At 33.9% G+C, this 17,703-nt stretch carries 12 protein-coding genes; 3 read left to right on the top strand and 9 right to left on the bottom strand.

Annotated elements, in window-relative coordinates; all coding sequences use genetic code 11:
* Window positions 1-81 precede the first annotated feature (81 nt).
* The gene (locus H600_RS0120420) at window positions 82-570 is read right to left on the bottom strand and encodes a DUF1761 domain-containing protein (protein WP_026730526.1); all 489 of its coding nucleotides are present in this window, start codon (window positions 568-570) and stop codon (window positions 82-84) included.
* Window positions 571-750: 180 nt separating this feature from the next.
* Between H600_RS0120420 and H600_RS0120415 the strand changes: the two genes are divergently transcribed.
* The 3 genes from H600_RS0120415 to H600_RS0120405 all read left to right on the top strand — a co-directional run bounded on the left by H600_RS0120415 (window position 751) and on the right by H600_RS0120405 (window position 3,092).
* Window positions 751-1,605 carry a leucine-rich repeat domain-containing protein gene (locus H600_RS0120415; RefSeq protein WP_026730525.1) on the top strand — a complete coding sequence of 285 codons (855 nt, stop codon included), beginning with the start codon at window positions 751-753 and terminating at the stop codon, window positions 1,603-1,605.
* A 232-nt stretch (window positions 1,606-1,837) separates the two neighbouring features.
* Window positions 1,838-2,143, top strand: coding sequence for a hypothetical protein (locus tag H600_RS0120410; RefSeq protein ID WP_026730524.1), 306 nt, complete (start codon window positions 1,838-1,840; stop codon window positions 2,141-2,143).
* Window positions 2,144-2,336: 193 nt separating this feature from the next.
* On the top strand, window positions 2,337-3,092 hold the full coding sequence (locus H600_RS0120405) for a LuxR C-terminal-related transcriptional regulator (protein ID WP_051234483.1): 756 nt from the start codon (window positions 2,337-2,339) through the stop codon (window positions 3,090-3,092).
* Between the two features lie 93 nt (window positions 3,093-3,185).
* Here H600_RS0120405 and H600_RS0120395 read toward each other — a convergent pair whose 3' ends face one another.
* The 8 genes from H600_RS0120395 to H600_RS0120360 all read right to left on the bottom strand — a co-directional run bounded on the left by H600_RS0120395 (window position 3,186) and on the right by H600_RS0120360 (window position 17,504).
* Window positions 3,186-3,956: a ThuA domain-containing protein gene (locus H600_RS0120395; RefSeq protein WP_026730522.1), complete on the bottom strand. Its 771-nt coding sequence runs from the start codon at window positions 3,954-3,956 to the stop codon at window positions 3,186-3,188.
* Between the two features lie 153 nt (window positions 3,957-4,109).
* Window positions 4,110-5,381, bottom strand: coding sequence for an acyltransferase family protein (locus H600_RS0120390; RefSeq protein ID WP_026730521.1), 1,272 nt, complete (start codon window positions 5,379-5,381; stop codon window positions 4,110-4,112).
* Between the two features lie 86 nt (window positions 5,382-5,467).
* Window positions 5,468-8,467 carry a serine hydrolase domain-containing protein gene (locus H600_RS0120385; protein ID WP_026730520.1) on the bottom strand — a complete coding sequence of 1,000 codons (3,000 nt, stop codon included), beginning with the start codon at window positions 8,465-8,467 and terminating at the stop codon, window positions 5,468-5,470.
* 17 nt (window positions 8,468-8,484) lie between these two features.
* On the bottom strand, window positions 8,485-9,993 hold the full coding sequence (locus tag H600_RS0120380; RefSeq protein WP_026730519.1) for a sodium:solute symporter: 1,509 nt from the start codon (window positions 9,991-9,993) through the stop codon (window positions 8,485-8,487).
* A 68-nt stretch (window positions 9,994-10,061) separates the two neighbouring features.
* Entirely contained in the window at window positions 10,062-10,874 is an 813-nt protein-coding gene (gene murQ, locus H600_RS0120375) for an N-acetylmuramic acid 6-phosphate etherase (RefSeq protein ID WP_026730518.1), read from the bottom strand.
* A gap of 123 nt (window positions 10,875-10,997) precedes the next feature.
* The gene (locus H600_RS0120370) at window positions 10,998-12,191 is read right to left on the bottom strand and encodes an exo-beta-N-acetylmuramidase NamZ family protein (RefSeq protein ID WP_026730517.1); all 1,194 of its coding nucleotides are present in this window, start codon (window positions 12,189-12,191) and stop codon (window positions 10,998-11,000) included.
* Window positions 12,192-12,450: 259 nt separating this feature from the next.
* Window positions 12,451-14,187, bottom strand: coding sequence for a RagB/SusD family nutrient uptake outer membrane protein (locus tag H600_RS0120365; protein ID WP_026730516.1), 1,737 nt, complete (start codon window positions 14,185-14,187; stop codon window positions 12,451-12,453).
* Window positions 14,188-14,219: 32 nt separating this feature from the next.
* Window positions 14,220-17,504, bottom strand: coding sequence for a SusC/RagA family TonB-linked outer membrane protein (locus tag H600_RS0120360; protein WP_026730515.1), 3,285 nt, complete (start codon window positions 17,502-17,504; stop codon window positions 14,220-14,222).
* Window positions 17,505-17,703 lie beyond the last annotated feature (199 nt).

Genomic DNA, 17,703 nt, shown 5'->3' with positions numbered 1-17,703 from the left:
ATAATAACTCGCATCCTTTAAGTTATTATTAAGAAAAACCCGTTTGAGTTTTGGTTTCAAACGGGTCTTGTATGATTTTAGTTATGCAAATGCGCAGATAATGCCGCCCATTAGCATAAGCGTAAGCATCCAGTAGCCAGCGTGAATAAAAATATATTTCCAAGATTTTCTTTCAAATAAACCATTGATTCCAACAATTGGTAATGCAAAAAATAATCCAGCCATGAAACCGTGAAGCGCTCCATGTTTAAATGTTCTGTAAGCTGTTCCGTAATCGGCCATAAATGCGGCAAAAGATGGTTTTGCGTTAGCTAACATTGGAGGTCCGCCCACCATTCCAACAGCTCCAGATTGATGAATGGTCAAAGCCATTAAGATCATTGTAATCATTAAGGAAAAAACATAAGTTAATCCGAAGATTTTAAGCATGTTTCCAGTTCTAAGCTGTTCTTGAGTAAAATTATTTTCTTTCATCCAGATGGTTCCAAAGACCTTTGGGTGATACCAGATAAATCCGGTGAATAATGTGACAACAGCAGCTAAAAATAGCGCAACGAAGTTAAATTCCATAATATGAGGTTTTTAGATTAGTTAGTCAAATTTAATCAAAAAATCGAGTAATGTAGCATTTTTATTTTAAGTAGTAAAATAGCTGTTAAATATTTACTTATTAACACTTTATCGACATTTGATGCATTATATCTATAGAATTATATAATTTTATGGTCCGTAACAACCCCCAAATCTGTTATGAAAAGCCTAATTACATTTTTTTTAATATTCGCTTTTTCGCTCAGTTCTTTTGCAGATACTGTGTCGGACAAAGAAAAAGAAGCTTTGATAAAATTATATCATGCTACCAATGGTTCGCAATGGAAAATAAAATGGGATTTATCCCTTTCTGTAGCGACATGGCATGGCGTTCGTGCTGAAAATGGTAAAGTTGTGGCGCTGGATTTATCCGACAACAATCTGCAAGGAGAATTGCCTGCAGCGTTTTTTGACTTGATAAATTTGGTTCAGGTGAATTTTCAGAAGAATAATTTGGAAGGAAACTTATCAAACAACATTCATAATCTAAAGGAACTTGAAGTTTTGAATGTTGCTGATAACAAATTTTCAGGTACAATTCCGACAGAAATCTGTGAATTGCAAAAACTGAAAAATCTTGAGCTTTTTAAAAATAAAATTTCTGGAGAATTGCCTGCTGATCTTGGAAGATTAAAACAATTAGAAGTTCTTGCTTTGTTTAATAATGAAATTCAAGGCGCACTGCCAAGTTCTATTTATAAGATTTCAACTTTGAAAATATTGCTTTTAAATGGCAATAAATTATCAGGAAATTTGAGTAAAGAAATTGTGAATTTTAGAGCTTTAGAAAACTTGAGCTTATTTGACAACAGTTTTGAGGGAGAAATTCCCGATGGCTTAGGAAAGTTGCAACATCTTTCTGAAATGAATCTTTCTTATAATAAATTTAGAGGGGGAGTTTCAAGAAAAATAGCGTTATTAGATGCTTTAAATATGACAATGTTTGATGAAAATGGAAATCCATTTTTATTGGAAATAAATGCTGAAAGGCAAAAAAATATTACCGAAAATTAATCGTGCTTATGGAATGAATTTTACTCTGAAAAAAGTTGATTAAATATATTTAGTTAATTGTTGAAACCGCAACTTGTTGCGGTTTTTTTATTTCTGTTTTTCGTGATTTAAGTTTTAACTTTGTAAAATATTTTTATAATCTTTTAGTTTTTTTCTTTAACTTTAAAATTAGATTCGGCCTTTGGGCTGAAGCCGGAAAGAGAAAAATAATTAACCTTTTAATGTTAAAATTATGACACTGCAATATCAAGGCGAAGAATACGGAAAAGCAACAACATTTACCTTAAGAATTATTGGGAATAACTTATCAAAAAGCAGTTCAAACTATCAAATTGATCTTTTAGTAGGAGATAAAAAACTGCCAACGTTTACAACTGAAATCCATCAAAGTCTTTCTAACTGCTTGAAAGAAATTTATTTGTTTAGAAAGCATCACGGAATCAAATTTGATGCATCTTCAGAAAAAATTGTTTCGCTTTATGTTCCTTATGACAGAGTTTTATTCAATTACAATAAATACGCTTTGTTTAGAGCTTAATTTTTTAGGAGTAGTAAAATATAAAGATCGTTCAACATGAACGGTCTTTTTTTTATTAATAAACTTACAATTTCATCAAGCAAAATAAAATGTTAGTTAAAAACTATGTTTATGGGGCTTCTAGATGATATTTTAATTGCTTTCAGCGATATTTTTATGTTTATTTGCTTTAACAAATGTTTAATGGTAATTTATGCTTGCAGAAATACAAAGTCTTCATGATGTTTGGCAAAACAATCGTACAGTCAAAAACACAAATAATTATCAAATTTCTTTTGATGACCTTACAAACTCAATTATTAGTACTGGGCCTTTTTCATTCTATATAATTGATTTTTTTGATATGTCGCTTTCACATATTAGTCCGTCCTTATTTGAAATGCATGACTTTGATCCTGATACTTTAAATTTTAATCAGATATTAGGCGCGATACATCCAGAAGACATTGATTTTGTAATTAAAGCTGAAGCATTTTTGACCAAATTCTTTTATGAAAATATTGGCCGTGAAAAACTTTTAAGTTATAAAATAAGTTATAGCCACAGATGCAGAATGAAAAACGGTGAATATGCTTTATTCAATCACCAAGCTTTAATGCTTACGATGGATGAGAATGGGGGATATGGCAAATCGTTAAACATACATACTCGCATTGATCATCTCAGTAATTTTAATACGTATAAAATTTCTTTAATTGGTTTAAATGGTGAACCTTCATTTATGAACTTAAGTCTGGATGAAAATATTAAGGAATTTAGTGAGTTTTCTAAAAGAGAAATTGATATCATCAAACTAATTGGGAACGGTTTAAATAATACTGAAATTGCTGAAAAACTATTCATTAGTCCTTTAACAGTGAAAAAGCATCGCAATAACATACTAACTAAATCCGAATCTAAGAATACTGCAGAACTTATAAAAAACTGCATTCTTCAAGGTATTATTTAAGTGAAAAAACTCCAAATAGGAGTTTTTTCGGATATTATTTTCATAAAATAGTGATGAAAAGTTACTTTGCCAAACAATAGAGGGAGGATGCTATTAATCTCTATTTCCCATTGCATAAGTAATTCCACCAAGCAAATGCTGTCTAAAAAGTGGATCGCTGTAACTCTCGGGACTATGACCTAACGCAGTGTAAAATGCTCTTCCGCCATCATAATCATGATACCATGCAAGAGGATGATTGTTGCCATGTTTGCCACCTTTATACGATGATTCGTCAATTTTTATGAGCACTTTTACAGAGGGATTTAAATATTTGAAATTATACCATTCGTCTTTTCTTTCCCAAATTTCAGGAAGATGTTTAGTTGATGGGTGTTTATGATCTACAACAATAAGTTTTGCATTTTGAGGCTCTGGATGACCTTCAAAAATACCGCCGATCATTTTGGTATACCAATCCCAATCGGGTTCACAATTTGTGGCAGAGTGAATACCAACAAAACCATTTCCTTTTTTTACAAATTGCTGCAAAGCCACTTTTTGTTCTTCACCTAAAACATTACCAGAAGCACTCAAAAATAGTATAACTTGATATTGTTTTAAGTTTTTCGAATTAATAGCAAGCGAATCTTCTGTTGCGTCTACCAGAAAGTGATTTTCCTGTCCCAGTTTTTTTATGGTGGCGATGCCTGTAGGAATACTTTCGTGCCTAAAACCATTTGTTTTAGAAAAGATTAAAACTTTTTTGATTTTTTTGAAAGTTACTTGTTCTGTGTTTTTTGGAAAAAAGGAGAATAAAAAATAACTTGTCAGCACAATTGAAGCACATAAAATTATTTTTTTTATTGAAGTTGAAATAGTCATCTTAATGGGTTTTGTTTTTGGGAAGATAGAAAAAATAATTTATTCAAAGAGGAAGTATTTTGTGTTGTACGTAACATCGAATCCAGTGTTTGCTAATAAATAAAGCTTCAGAGAAATCTGAAGCTTTATCACTAACTAACGAAAAAAAGAATTTTAAACTTTAAAAATTAATTTCTGTTTATAAAAAATCCATAATATAAGCGACCAGAAAAGGGCGTACAACAAAGCATAAGCCAAAGACGCATTCATCGGATTTTCAAAACAAGGAACAATTCCATGATTATAAATATAAGCTTGAAGGCCAATTTCTTCTCCAGCATTTTTTGGATCGGCAACTTTTATTGCACTCAAAGCTCTCGGAATTATTCCGGAAAAGAAAAATACAATCATTGGGTTTACACCCCAAATCAAGAATAATTTAGTCCATTTTTTATATCCTTGAATATCGATTATGTAGTACAAAAGTGTCAAGCATATTGTTGCAATTCCGGCGGTGTATAAAACGTAAGAACTTGTCCACAGCGATTTATTGATTGGGAAGAAAATATTCCAAAATAAACCTCCAATTAATAAAACTGTTCCGGCAATAGCGGTCTTTTTCACAATTTCGATTTTATCAATTGGCAAATTTAAAAACTGTCCAATGTACATTCCCAAAATTCCAGTTCCAATGGCTGGCAACGTGCTTAAAATTCCTTCTGGATCCCAAGTTTTAGACGATGCCCATAAATGGCCGTTTAAAAGTGTATCGTCTAACCAAGCTGCCAAATTGGTTCCTTTGTCGAAGTTGGCTGGCCCAAATCCGGGAACGGGAACAAAAGCCATCAAAATCCAATATCCAATTAAAAGCGTTGCTAAAACTAAAAGCTGTGTTTTTAAATTGGTCTTTAAGTACAAAATAGAAGTAAAGAAATACACAATGGCGATTCGCTGTAAAACACCCGGAATTCGAGTATCTTCAAAATGTTCCAATCCGCTAAAGGAAAGAGAAAGCAGTATGATAAAAATTCCGACTGCGAGAACGGTTTTTACTTTCATCGAAAAATTTCCTAAAAGCGCATAAGCAACGGCAAAAGCAATAATCAATCTCACACTTAATAACGGAATTCCTTCTAAACCAAATAAATGAATTCTGCTGAAAACACTCAAAAACAATCCCAAACAGAAAATTCGAAGCGAACGAACTACGATTTTATTAAAAACACTTCCATCAAAATGTTTTACAGGCATTGCAAACGGAATTGCAGTTCCCATTATAAAAACGAAAAACGGAAAAACTAAATCGGTAGGAGTACAGCCGTGCCATTCTGCGTGTTCTAAAGGTGCATAGATAGCATCCCAGCTTCCCGGATTATTTACAATTGTCATTAAAAAGATGGTAAATCCTCTAAAGACATCGAGTGAGGTTAAACGTTCTTTTGTCATTGGTTTTTATTTTTTGGTTGTTAGATTTTTTAAGAAGAAAGAAGCAAGAGGAAAGATTTTTATGCTTTCAGATTTTAGAATTTGGATTATTTAATGATAGCATCTTGAATTATCTGTTGGATTTCTTCTCTGATTTTTCCTTTTGCTAATTTATTTTCGTCGTTAACTACTTCTGGATATGTTCTGTTAGAGAGAAAAACATACACAATTTCGGTTTCTGGATCTGCCCAAGCCATGTTTCCTGTAAAACCGGTATGTCCAAAACTTGCCTCAGAAACACAATCGCATGTCGGTCCGCCTTTGTGCACTCTTTTGTCAAATCCCAAACCTCTCAAGACATCTTGATTTTTGTAATAACAAGTATTGAAAGCATCAAAAGTTTGAGGAGAAAAATATTGGATGCCGCCGTAATTTCCTTTTTGCAAAAACAGCTGCATCATTTTGGCAACATCCATACTGTTTGAGAAAATTCCAGCGTGACCAGCAACACCGCCTTCCATTGCAGCGGCCATGTCATGCACGTAACCTTGAATTACTTGATGTCTGAAATAAGTATCGATTTCAGTTGGCGCAATATTGCTTTTGTCGAATTTCTCTAGCGGATTGTAAAGCGTATTGGTCATACCTAATGTACTGTAGAAATTTTCTTTGCTCAAATCTTCCAATTTTTTATGCGTCTTTTTCTCCAAATATTCTTTTAGAATGATAAAAGTAAAATCGCTGTATTTGTATTCTTTTTTAGGAGAAACAGGGCTTTTTGCTATGATTTTCATAATCGTGTCATGATAATCATTTCGAATGTAAAGGTTCTCAGCCACTTTTGTTGTAAAATTAGGACTTGCTACTTTACTGTAATATTTTTCAGAAGGCTGATTGTTGCTGTCTAATGTTGCCTTGTAAAACGGAATCCAAGCTTGAAGTCCCGCGTAATGATTCAGCAGATCTTTGAAAGTGATATTTTCTTTGTTTGTTTTTGCAAAAAAAGGCAACATGTCTTTCAGTTTGCTGTCAAGCGTTACTTTGTTTTTATCGTACAATTGCATCACATTTGGCAGTGTCGAAATCATTTTTGAAATAGAAGCTACATCATACAAATCAGAATTCGTTACCTGTTTTCCGTTCTCGTAAGTTTGTGCTCCGTATGATTTCTGAAAAATCACATTTCCTTTTCTTGCTACCAAAACCTGCATTCCCGGCGCCATTTTGCCATCAATTGCTTTTTGTGCTACAGCATCGATTTTAGATAAAACGGCAGGATTCATATCTACATTTTCTGGAGCTGTAAAAGCTAAGCGATTCAGTTTTTCTGTAGTTAAACCGTCGTTTACATGAAAAGAATCATTAATAGAAACAGGCAATTTTCCCTTGGCATCGATAGCTCCAAAAAGCAATTCTGCCGAAACGACTTGGCTAATATCTGAGTTTTGATACGAAACGACCAATCCTTCAATATCATTAAAATCTGAAATGGATAATAATGAATATGGCTTTGCAAAAACATCTAAAATCACTTTGTTGTGTTTTGCAATTTCTTTTAGCCAAAGCATTTCTTGCAGTGAAAATTCTTGTTTTTCCCAAGCTTTATTTACTTTGTGAAAACTGATAATTACTTTGTCAAATTTTTTCAACTCTTTATTCAGGCTGTCAAGATTGGTGTCTTTAACTTCTGTAATATCAGTGTATTTTTTTAACGTTGAAACAAAAGTGCTATTAGTATCTTCACCCAATTTTACGTAAGCGATTTTTTCATTTAAATCTTTTATCGGAAGAATTTCTTTTTCGTTTTTTAAAACGGTAATTGCATTTTCATACAAAGTATACTGCAGCGCATCTTTATCTGGGCTGGTGAGATCTTTTTGTAAGTTCGTCAAATCAGCAGGTTTGTATTTATTTAAACCCGCTTTGAATTTGTAATGAAGAATTTTTTTAACTGAATGGGCTAAACGTTCTTCGGTAATTTCGCCATTAGCATAAAAAGTTTTTAATTTTTCTAAAGCTGCAGGGACATTGTCTGGACAAAGAAAAATGTCATTTCCAGCTTTTAAAACTGCTAATTCTAGATCGCCTACAGGTTTGAAATTACTAGCGCCTTTCATGCCCAAACCATCTGTAAAAATCAATCCTTCAAAACCTAATTGTTTTTGGAGTAATTCGGTAACCACATTGTAAGAGGCAGAAGAAGGAATATTTTCTCCAGATTCTAAACTCGGAATATTGAGGTGAGCAACCATTACAGAGGCTAAACCTTCATCAAAAAGTTGTTTGTATGGATATAATTCGACTTCATTTATTCGCTCTTTAGTCAAAGTAACTGTTGGAAGTGTTTTATGAGAATCAACCGCCGTGTCGCCATGACCTGGAAAATGTTTTCCTGTACATAAAACACCCTGACTTTGAATTCCTCTCATTAAGGCGGCTGCTTTATTGGCTACATTTGTTTTGCTTTCGCCAAAAGAACGATTTCCGATAATTGGATTAAGCGGATTTGTATTAATGTCTAATACAGGAGCGAAGTTAAAATGGATTCCCATTCTTCGGCATTCGCTTCCCATATTTCTTCCCACTTTTTCAATTAGTGCTAAATCCTGAATTGCGCCCAAAGTCATGTTCCAAGGATATGCGTAAGTCGAATCCAAACGCATACTCAAGCCCCATTCGGCGTCAAGGCCAATGAACAGTGGGACTTTGGCTTTTGCCTGATATTCATTAGTTAATCTAGCCTGACGAACTGGTCCGCCTTGAAAGAAAATAATACCTCCGACATTGTATTTTGAAACAAGTTCTTTTACTTTATTTACATGAACTGAATCTTTATTGGAATAAGCATTTACAAAGAATAATTGACCTAATTTTTCATCTAAAGTCATTTTGCTGTAAATACTGTCAGTCCATCGATTTTCAGCATTTGAATCTTCTAGAAATGGTTTTTTTTGTGCTTTAGTTTTTGGAATATAAACTTCTTTGTTTTCTGTTGAAATAGGCTTGTTTACTACAGTTGTTGTTTTACTTTTTTTAGAAACACCACAATTGATGATAAAAAAAAGCATAACTGCAAACAAACCTATTTTGATAACATAATTTTTCATGAAATGTTTTTTGGCAATTAAAATGAGATTCTTTCTGCTGAACGTGTACTGGTAATATAAATTCCGAAATAAGTAAGTAAACCGTTTAGTACGATTAATTCATTATCGAAGACGTATCCTCCAAATAATAGTTTCGAATTTTCATTAATTAAAAAGGTGAAGAAAGGCGATAATAAACAAATTAACGGAATCAATTTGTCGTTTACATTTCTTGTTTTTTGGAACAAGCCAAAAGCGTATAATCCTAATAAAGGACCATATGTATAAGAAGCAACTTTAAAGATCATTCCAACTACTGAACTGTCATTTATAGAGTTGAATATAAGAATGATGAAAAAGATTAAAACCGAAAAACTGATGTGTACCAAATGTCTAATTTTTACGGTGTTTTTCTTATGACTGTTTTCTTCTTTGTTCATTCCTAAAAAATCAACGCAGAAAGAAGTTGTCAATGCTGTTAAAGCCGAATCTGTCGTTGCAAAAGTTGCTGCAATAATTCCTAATAAGAATACAATTGCAGGAATTAGTGCCAAATGATTTAAAGCGATTTCAGGGAAAAGCAAATCGGTTCTTGGTTTTCCAGTCACTAAATCTGTAGGAATTGAAATGCCGTTTTTGTTGGCATAGATATATAAAAGCGCTCCAACACTCAAAAAGAAAATATTGATTACAACAAATATTCCTGTAAAAGTGAACATGTTTTTTTGTGCTTCGCCAATGTTTTTGCAGCTGAGGTTTTTTTGCATTAAATCCTGATCCAAACCTGTCATGGCAATAGTTACAAACATTCCGCCCAAAATTTGCTTTATGAAATGAAATTTGCTTCCCATAAAATCATCAAAGAAAAAGATCTTTGAATAATTACTGTTTTTTACTTCTTCAAAAGCGGAAATGGCACTTAAATCCATTCGGTCGCAAATGAAATAAATGGTCAAGAAAACAGAAGTAACTAAAAAGAAAGTCTGTAAAGTATCTGTAATGATAATCGTTTTTAAACCTCCTCTATAAGTGTAAGAAAATATAAGTAAGAGAGAAATCAAAACTGTAAAAGCAAACGGAACATGATAAAAATCAAAAACAAAACGTTGCAAAACAATTACCACCAAATAAAGTCTGAAAGCCGAGCTGATCGTTCTGCTAATCAAGAAAATAGAAGCGGCAGTTTTATAACTAAAAACGCCCATTCGATGCTCGATATAACTATAAATCGAAGTCAGATTCATTCGGTAATAAAGCGGCAACAATAGTTTTGTAATCACAATAAAACCAAGCGCATTTCCCAAAACAAACTGAAAGTATTTGAATTGCTCTCCAGTTGCAGCACCAACTTCTCCTGGAACCGATATGAATGTTACTCCAGAAAGTGCCGTTCCAATCATTCCGAAAGCTACTAAATACCATTTTGAATTTTTATTGGCGGTAAAAAAAGCTTCGTTTCCGCTGTCTTTCTTGCTTACTCGGTGTGAGATATAGAACAATGTTCCGAAATAAATGATAATTAAGAGAAGGATGGTGCTTGGTGTCATTTTGTTTTTTGGTGTTTGATTCTTTTATAAAACTATAAAAGATTTTAATCATTTTGGGTCTGCTGATTTTATTTTTGAGCCATTAAAACTGCTCTTACGCTTTTATGTGTCTGCAACAATTCTTCGGCTAAATCATATTCAATATCAAGTTCCTCCATGATCATTTTGATGCCTCGTTTTACTAATTTTTCGTTTGAAAGCTGCATGTCAACCATTTTATTGCCTTTCACTTTTCCTAACTTAATCATTACCGAAGTAGAGATCATATTTAGAGTCAGTTTTTGAGCCGTTCCCGATTTCATTCTAGTGCTTCCAGTTAAAAATTCTGGGCCCACAATTAATTCAATTGGGTAATCAGCTTCTTGAGCAATTAGTCCGTTGCTGATACAAGAAATACTTCCTGTTTTTACATTGTGTTCTTTTGCTTTTTTCAAAGCACCCAAAACGTATGGTGTATTTCCAGAAGCCGCAATTCCGATGATAAAGTCTAAACTTGAAATTTCAAATTTTTCTAAATCTTTCCATGCCTGTTCTGTATCATCTTCAGCATTTTCAACTGCTTTTCTAATAGCCGTATCGCCACCAGCAATGATTCCGATAATCATATCATGAGGCACTCCAAAAGTTGGTGGACATTCAGATGCATCTAAAATTCCTATTCTTCCTGAAGTTCCCGCTCCAATATAAAATAATCGGCCACCCAACTGCATTTTTTTGACGATTGCCTTAACTAATTTTTCGATTTTAGGGATTTGTTCTTCAATAATATTTGGTACTTTTTTGTCTTCTGTATTAATGTTTGTAAGAAGTTCTTTCACGCTCATTTGATCCAAATCTTTGTACAAAGATTCTTGTTCAGTTTCAGGATTTTTATTTTTCATTTTTCTTTTTTTTGATTGTTAAAACCAATATTCTCTCGAATAATTGATTTCGTTTTTTCGCATTAATAATCTCTATTTTATTGAAAAAATAGTGGAATTCGAGTAAATTATTGAAATAAAGGATTATTTATAGATCAGATATTTTGTTCTCATTTTTTTGAAAGCTTCTAAGTCTTTCTGCCAACTGCTCCTAATCTCAGATTCAGAAACGCCGCTTTCAATTTGCTGTTGCAGTTTTTTAGTTCCTGCTAATTTGGTGAAAAATCCATTAAAGAATTTTGTTTTGTCACTGGTGTCTTTATAGGCTTTAATCAGCCACTTTAATTCAAGTTGTTTTAGTTTTGGATATTTGGTTAAATCCTCACCAAAACATTCTTTTCCATTGTATAAAGGATCTTTTGCGCCAAAATTTGGCTTTGGTGTAAAACTGAAATTTGTTTTAGTTAAGTAAGGCGAGCCATAAATTTGAAATTGTGTTTCAGTACCGCGTCCCATGCTCACATTTGTTCCTTCAAAAAGGCATAAACTCGCATAAAGATTTATGGATTGGTCGTTAGGCAAATTTGGAGATGGTTTTACTAATAAACTATAAGGCATTGTTCGTTTATAATCCAAACATGGAATAACAGTTAATTTGCATTGCGCGCCATCTTTCAGCCATTTTTCTCCGTTCACCATTTGTGCATATTCGCCAATTGTCATTCCGTGTAACAATGGAATAGGGTGCATGCCCACAAAACTTGTAAATTCTTTTTCCAAAAGCGGACCGTCAACGATAGAGCCATTCGGGTTTGGTCTGTCAAAAACAATAAGCGGAATGTTGTTTTCTGCGCAAGCTTCCATCACATAATGAAGTGATGAAATATAAGTATAGAATCTCGCTCCAACATCTTGTAAATCGAAAATCATGACATCAATTCCTGCTAATTGCGCTGGTTTTGGTTTTTTGTTGTCGCCATAAAGCGAAATAATTGGCAGCCCGGTTTTTGGGTCTTTTCCGTCAACAACGTGTTCGCCGGCATCAGCAGTTCCTCTAAATCCATGTTCTGGAGCAAAAATAGTCTGAACGGCAATTTTTTTCTCTAAAAGAAAATCAACTACATGTGTTTTGTTAGATAAAATTCCAGTTTGATTCGTCACAATTCCGACTTTTTTATCTTTTAAAATCGGAAGATATTTTTCGTAATTATCTGCTCCAGTTTTAATCACAGAAGCATTGATTTCCATTGCATTTGTAGTTTCAACTGTTGAAGAATGAGACGGAATGCAGAATAGAAATGCCGTAACAAAAACGCTTTTTGCTATAAATTTTATCATTTTAAATACAGTTAATAGTTAAAGGCAAAAAAGGACTAAATAAAATTAAAATATTATTGGAATGTATGTGAATGTTTTAGGTAGATTTAGGGGAGATCTAAAAACTGAGATATTGTATGCCTGAATAATTCAGGTTTAAATTTTATTCGGTCTATTTGTCTGTCACGATGTGCTTAAAAAAGAATATTTTTAAAATACTGCCTCCAAAACATGTAATTTCGGAGACAGTATTGCTATTTATCTTTCAGAATATACTGAATTACCAGCCTGGGTTTTGGTTTAAGGTTACTCCCTCAGCCGCGTATAAATTGATATCATTTGTCGGAATTGCATTTAAGTAATTTTTTGGTGACACAAATAATCTTGTTACACCTGCCGCATAAGGAATTACGTATCCATCTGCATTTACTTTTGTTTTTGAGTTTGTTCCTATTAAGGCCATAATTCTAGCTCCTAAAGTAACATCTGGATTTGAATTAGTATCCAAATAATCTCCTTTTTTCCAACGCATAAGATCTTCTTTTCTCATAGTTGTCCAGCTCATGAATTCAATTCTGCGTTCACGACGAATCTCCCAAATAATTGGATTAACGATTCCTGTTTTTGCTTCTAATGCAGATGTTCTTTGTGGATCATTTATTTGTACGCCACCAGCGGTAGCATTTATACCATCTGTAGCCAAAACAGCGATTCCTGCACGTGTACGCACTTTATTGATTGATAAATTAAGATCGTTGGTAGTAACAGTACCTAATTCTGCACATGCTTCTGCATAATTTAAATAAACTTCGCTTAATGTAAAAACTGGAGCATCAATTTGATTTTGTCCAATTGTGGTAACCTCAGTGCCTGATGTAGCAGGATTGTTATATAATTGGAATACATATCCTGTGATAGAAGTTAAACCATTAAAAGGTTTGTCAGAATACGCATAATCAGCTGTACTGAAAGCTTTAGCAAATCTTGGGTCTCTATTGGCAAAAGTATTCGCAATAGTATTATCACCTAAATATTGAGCATTTCCAGCTTGTTTGATAGGCAAGCCATTAGTAGTTACATAGCTTTCTGCAGCAAATTTCGTCAATCCGTTTTGAACAGTTGAGGTGTTTGTGTAAGCTTGTACAGAATTTCCTAAAACACCTTTAATGTATCTTTTAGCCAAAATTACTTCCGTATTTCCTAATAATTCAACCGAATTGTAAAGTGCTTTCCAGTCAGCATTTAGTTTGTAAGCGTTATTATTCATTACCGCTAAAGAAGCATCTTTTGCTTTTTGAAGATAAGTGTTTCCATTTTGTCCAGCGTTGTATTTTCTGTAGGTACCTTCGCTTAAACATACACGACTTAATAAGGCATAAGCAGTATATTTATTAACCGTAATATTGCTATCATCAACGTTTAATAACATCGGAATTGCTTCTTCCAAATCTTTAATTACGTTGTCTATTACTTCAGCTCTTTTTAAAGCTGGTTTGTATACGTTAGGGTCGCTTTGTGCTAAATACATATCAGTATATGGTACATCGCCAAACTGCTGTGCTAAACGGAAATACGTATGCGCTCTAAAGAACTTTGCAACGCCGATATAATGATTTTTCTTTGTCTGATCCATAGGAACATTTGGTACTCTTTGCAACATAAGATTGCAGCGACGAATCAAAGTGTAATACTCATTCCAGTTAGCGCTGGTTGCATTAGCAGCTGTAGGGAAGTTAGTGAAAACGTTCATGGCCAAGTTGTCGTCGATTAGTGATGTACTGGTAGCATGAAAGTAAAAGTCGGCTGTTGTTCCGGCGTTATTTCCGTACCCATTAAAGGTATTGTAGTTTAGCCAAGAATATGTTTTTACGTTGTTTTCTGAAGTCCAAAAATTTTCATCTGTAAACACATCTTCAGGAGGTGTATCCAAAAAATCTGAGCAACTAACCGCTAGACTTGCAAAAGTAAGCAAGGCAACTGATAGCTTTATCCTAGAGTTTATTATTAATTTTCTCATTTTGATTATTTTTTAATTTTTAAATACCTTATTTAGAATGCAATTTGAATACCAAATGACCATGTTTTAGAGTACGGGAAAGTTCTTCCCCATGCTGCTTCAGTTTCATTGATTTCAGGATCTACTGGTAATTTGCTGCTCTTCCAAGTAACTAAGTTTAATGCTGAAATGTATGGTCTGATTTTATCAATCCCCGCTTTTTGAGTAATGCTTTTAGGAATAGTATAACCAAGGGTCACAGATTTCAAACGCAAATAAGACATGTCTAACAAATAACGTGACTGTGCCACAAAGTTATTAGATCCAGGGGCATAAGTTCCAAAAGCATTTCCAGCGTGTCCAGGGTATGGATTAGGGAAGTATGCATCTGTATTTTGTGGTGTCCAATAATCATTTTGGTTCGCGTACATCGCATCTGTTCTGTTATAGAAAGGCAAGACCAAATCAGAAGTTGCCCAATATTGACGTTTACCAACTCCTTGGAAGAAAGCATCAATGTCAAATCCGTATAAGGCACTTCCTAAACGAATTCCGTATTGGTAGCGTGGCGTTGTGTTACCAATAACTTTTAAATCTCCAGGCTTAAGAGCTGTTCCGTCTCCTCTTGAGATTACTCCGTCTCCGTCTAAGTCTTTGTACATTACATCTCCAGCACCAAATTTAAATGCCCCAGTTCTGATGTTTTTGTAATCTACACCATTTACAATTAATCCTGTTGCATCAATATTATCTGTAGTCTGAATTAATCGGTCAGTTTCCAATCCCCAGATTTCACCAATTTTTTGACCTGCATAAAAAGAAGAAGTACTTATTAATTTGGCCGAATTGTTCCATTCTGTTACCTCTGTAGTATTGTCAGAAAGAGTAAGATCTGCATAAACGCTAATATTTTGATTGATTGCTTTGTTAAAGTTAAGTGCTAATTCCCAACCTTTTGTTCTTAAATTTCCTGAGTTTGTATTGGCAGCAGCTTGACCAAATGAACCTGGAAGCGTTTTACCTGGGGCTAACATTCCTTTTGTATCACGTTGGTAATAATCAAAAGTCAAACCTAACATATTAAATAATCTGATATCAATACCAATATCTTGAGTAGTTACTTTTTCCCAAGTTAAACTCGGATCAACATTTGTTGGCTGATTGACAGTTGGAGGAATAGTTGAACCACTTCCTATCCAATAAGGGTTAGGGTTAGTAGTAACGTTAGTCATAACTGGTAAAAAGGCATTGTTAGCGATATTTTGATTTCCAATTGAACCTACAGATCCACGGATTTTCAAATCATTTAACCAGCTTCTAGTGCTTTCCATGAAAGCTTCTTCAGAAATTCTATATCCAACAGAAGCAGATGGGAAGAAACCCCATTGCTCATTAGCAGGGAATTTTGACGAACCATCGTAACGCCCGTTTATCTCCAATAAATATTTTCCTTTGTAATCATAATTCACACGAGCAAAGAATCCCGCAATTGCATATCTTGATAACCCTGGATTTAAAATGTCATTAGCACTAAGAGGAGCAGTAAATTGATCCCCAATAGCTAAATTAAATTCTGGTTTGTTTTTGTCTAAAAGTGTATTTCTACGAGCATACGTTCTTTCAAAATCATACCATTCGGTGTTCAAACCGCCTAATGCTTTAAAGTTGTGACTTTCTCCAAATGTTTTGCTGTAATTTGCAAAGATATTTGCAACATTTCTTGTATAAGATGATTTAGCTTGTGCAACAAAATCATTTGCACTTTCCATCATTGTAGGTTTTCCTGCGACTAAGTCGGCAGCACTTGTCCACCAGTCCCAAAGCGGTACTTGACCACCATTCATTTTTAGACTTGAGAAATTGTTGTTGATGCTATATTCTCCAACGATATTGAAGTCTTTTGTAATTTGAGCAGTAAGTCTTCCGCTGATCCTCATATCATTTGACTTGCTTTCGTTTTGACTTGCATTTTCCATATATCCAGGTGCATGTCTAAAATAAGTGCCATTATAAGTACCGTAAGGGAAATAAGAGCCCCAACGCATATAATATCCAAAATATCCATTACCAGTAGTATCAAGACCACTATTATAGTAGTTGAACGGAGAGTCATATTCTTGGAAAGTTCCTAATACTTTAAAATCTCCTGTCAGCCAGCTTGCCAATTGTGTTGTAAAACCAAGATTAAGATTGAATCTTTTGTTGGTTTCAGTATTGATTTTCATTACACCTTCTTGGTTAGCAAGTCCTAACGAAACAATGAATGAACTTTTATCTCCTAAAGAACCTTGAGCTGATAAGTTGTGAAGTGTTTGCAATGAATTCTTTTTCAACATTTCATCGTGTGGATTCCAAATTCTGTAGAAATATTCTTTTCCGCCAATCACGTCGAAATCTTCTCCTAAAATCATATTTTTGTTGTTAGGATCTCTTGTTGCTGCATACTTCTCCTTCCAGTTGATGATACCAGGCAATAATGTTTTGTAGTTCATACCAAAAGATTCTGGATTTGCATTTCCAGCTCTGGCTTGTGCCTCAATCATTGCAGGAAGCTCTAAAGTTGGGTCATTAAATTGCACCAAAGAAATTGGGTTGCTTACAGCTACGTTGTTACTGTAAGCGAATCGTACTTTTCCTTTAGCATTTTTACCACTTTTAGTAGTAATCAATATAACTCCAAATGCAGCACGTGCACCATAAATAGAAGCAGAAGCAGCATCTTTAAGTACTGACATTGATTCTACATCTTCTGCATTTAGCATTGATAAATCTCCAGGAACACCATCCACTAAAATAAGTGGCGATCCTGAAACTTCACCATTTACAATAGTTCCAGCTCCACGAATATTAACTTTTGATTGTTTGCTTATATTACCAGAATTAAAAGTAACATTAAGTCCAGGAGTTGTACCTTGTAAACCTTTTGTAATATCTGTAATAGGTATGCTTCCTAAAGCTTTTTTTACATCTACTTTAGCAACTGCACCTGTAAGGTTTGCTTTTTTCTGAGAAGAGAATCCCACGACAACTACTTCATCCAATTTTGCAGTAGCAGATGCAAGAGAAATGTTAAGCTTTTGTTGTCCTTCAATTTTCACTACTTGTGTTTCAGATCCCATGTAGCTGAAAACTAAGCTTCGGCCTGGCGCTACAGAAATGCTGAAATTTCCGTCAAAATCAGTAGTAGTTCCATTGGAAGTTCCTTCAATCAATACGCTGACTCCAGGTATGGGAAAACCGTCAGCTTTGTTTTTAACAGTTCCAGTAATTGTTTTTGTTTGTCCAAATGTCACTTGAATGAACAAAACCAACAATGAAATAAGGAATAATTTTTTCATAATAATCTGGTTTTTTTTATGGTTGTTGAGCAAATATATTTATTTATTGCATACAACTGCATTATTTTGTCTTTTTTTTTAAAAATTAACTTAAATAACGCAAAATAACGCATATTTTTATGTTTGATTTGGCTATGTTAATAAATTATAAACAAAAATTTGCGTACTGTTGCAGATTTGGGCGAGATTTCAGATATAA

The sequence above is a fragment of the Flavobacterium denitrificans DSM 15936 genome (genome assembly GCF_000425445.1).
Taxonomy (GTDB): domain Bacteria; phylum Bacteroidota; class Bacteroidia; order Flavobacteriales; family Flavobacteriaceae; genus Flavobacterium; species Flavobacterium denitrificans.
Note: the sequence above shows the minus strand (reverse complement) of the source record. Positions and strands in the feature narration are given on the sequence as shown.

What these genes read in the sequence shown, in the direction of transcription:
- H600_RS0120370 (WP_026730517.1), bottom strand. Translation starts at nt 12,191, where the DNA reads ATGATAAAATTTATAGCAAAAAGCGTTTTTGTTACGGCATTTCTATTC.
- H600_RS0120395 (WP_026730522.1), bottom strand. Translation starts at nt 3,956, where the DNA reads ATGACTATTTCAACTTCAATAAAAAAAATAATTTTATGTGCTTCAATT.
- H600_RS0120385 (WP_026730520.1), bottom strand. Translation starts at nt 8,467, where the DNA reads ATGAAAAATTATGTTATCAAAATAGGTTTGTTTGCAGTTATGCTTTTT.
- H600_RS0120415 (WP_026730525.1), top strand. Translation starts at nt 751, where the DNA reads ATGAAAAGCCTAATTACATTTTTTTTAATATTCGCTTTTTCGCTCAGT.
- H600_RS0120410 (WP_026730524.1), top strand. Translation starts at nt 1,838, where the DNA reads ATGACACTGCAATATCAAGGCGAAGAATACGGAAAAGCAACAACATTT.
- H600_RS0120360 (WP_026730515.1), bottom strand. Translation starts at nt 17,504, where the DNA reads ATGAAAAAATTATTCCTTATTTCATTGTTGGTTTTGTTCATTCAAGTG.
- H600_RS0120365 (WP_026730516.1), bottom strand. Translation starts at nt 14,187, where the DNA reads ATGAGAAAATTAATAATAAACTCTAGGATAAAGCTATCAGTTGCCTTG.
- H600_RS0120420 (WP_026730526.1), bottom strand. Translation starts at nt 570, where the DNA reads ATGGAATTTAACTTCGTTGCGCTATTTTTAGCTGCTGTTGTCACATTA.
- murQ (WP_026730518.1), bottom strand. Translation starts at nt 10,874, where the DNA reads ATGAAAAATAAAAATCCTGAAACTGAACAAGAATCTTTGTACAAAGAT.
- H600_RS0120405 (WP_051234483.1), top strand. Translation starts at nt 2,337, where the DNA reads ATGCTTGCAGAAATACAAAGTCTTCATGATGTTTGGCAAAACAATCGT.
- H600_RS0120380 (WP_026730519.1), bottom strand. Translation starts at nt 9,993, where the DNA reads ATGACACCAAGCACCATCCTTCTCTTAATTATCATTTATTTCGGAACA.
- H600_RS0120390 (WP_026730521.1), bottom strand. Translation starts at nt 5,381, where the DNA reads ATGACAAAAGAACGTTTAACCTCACTCGATGTCTTTAGAGGATTTACC.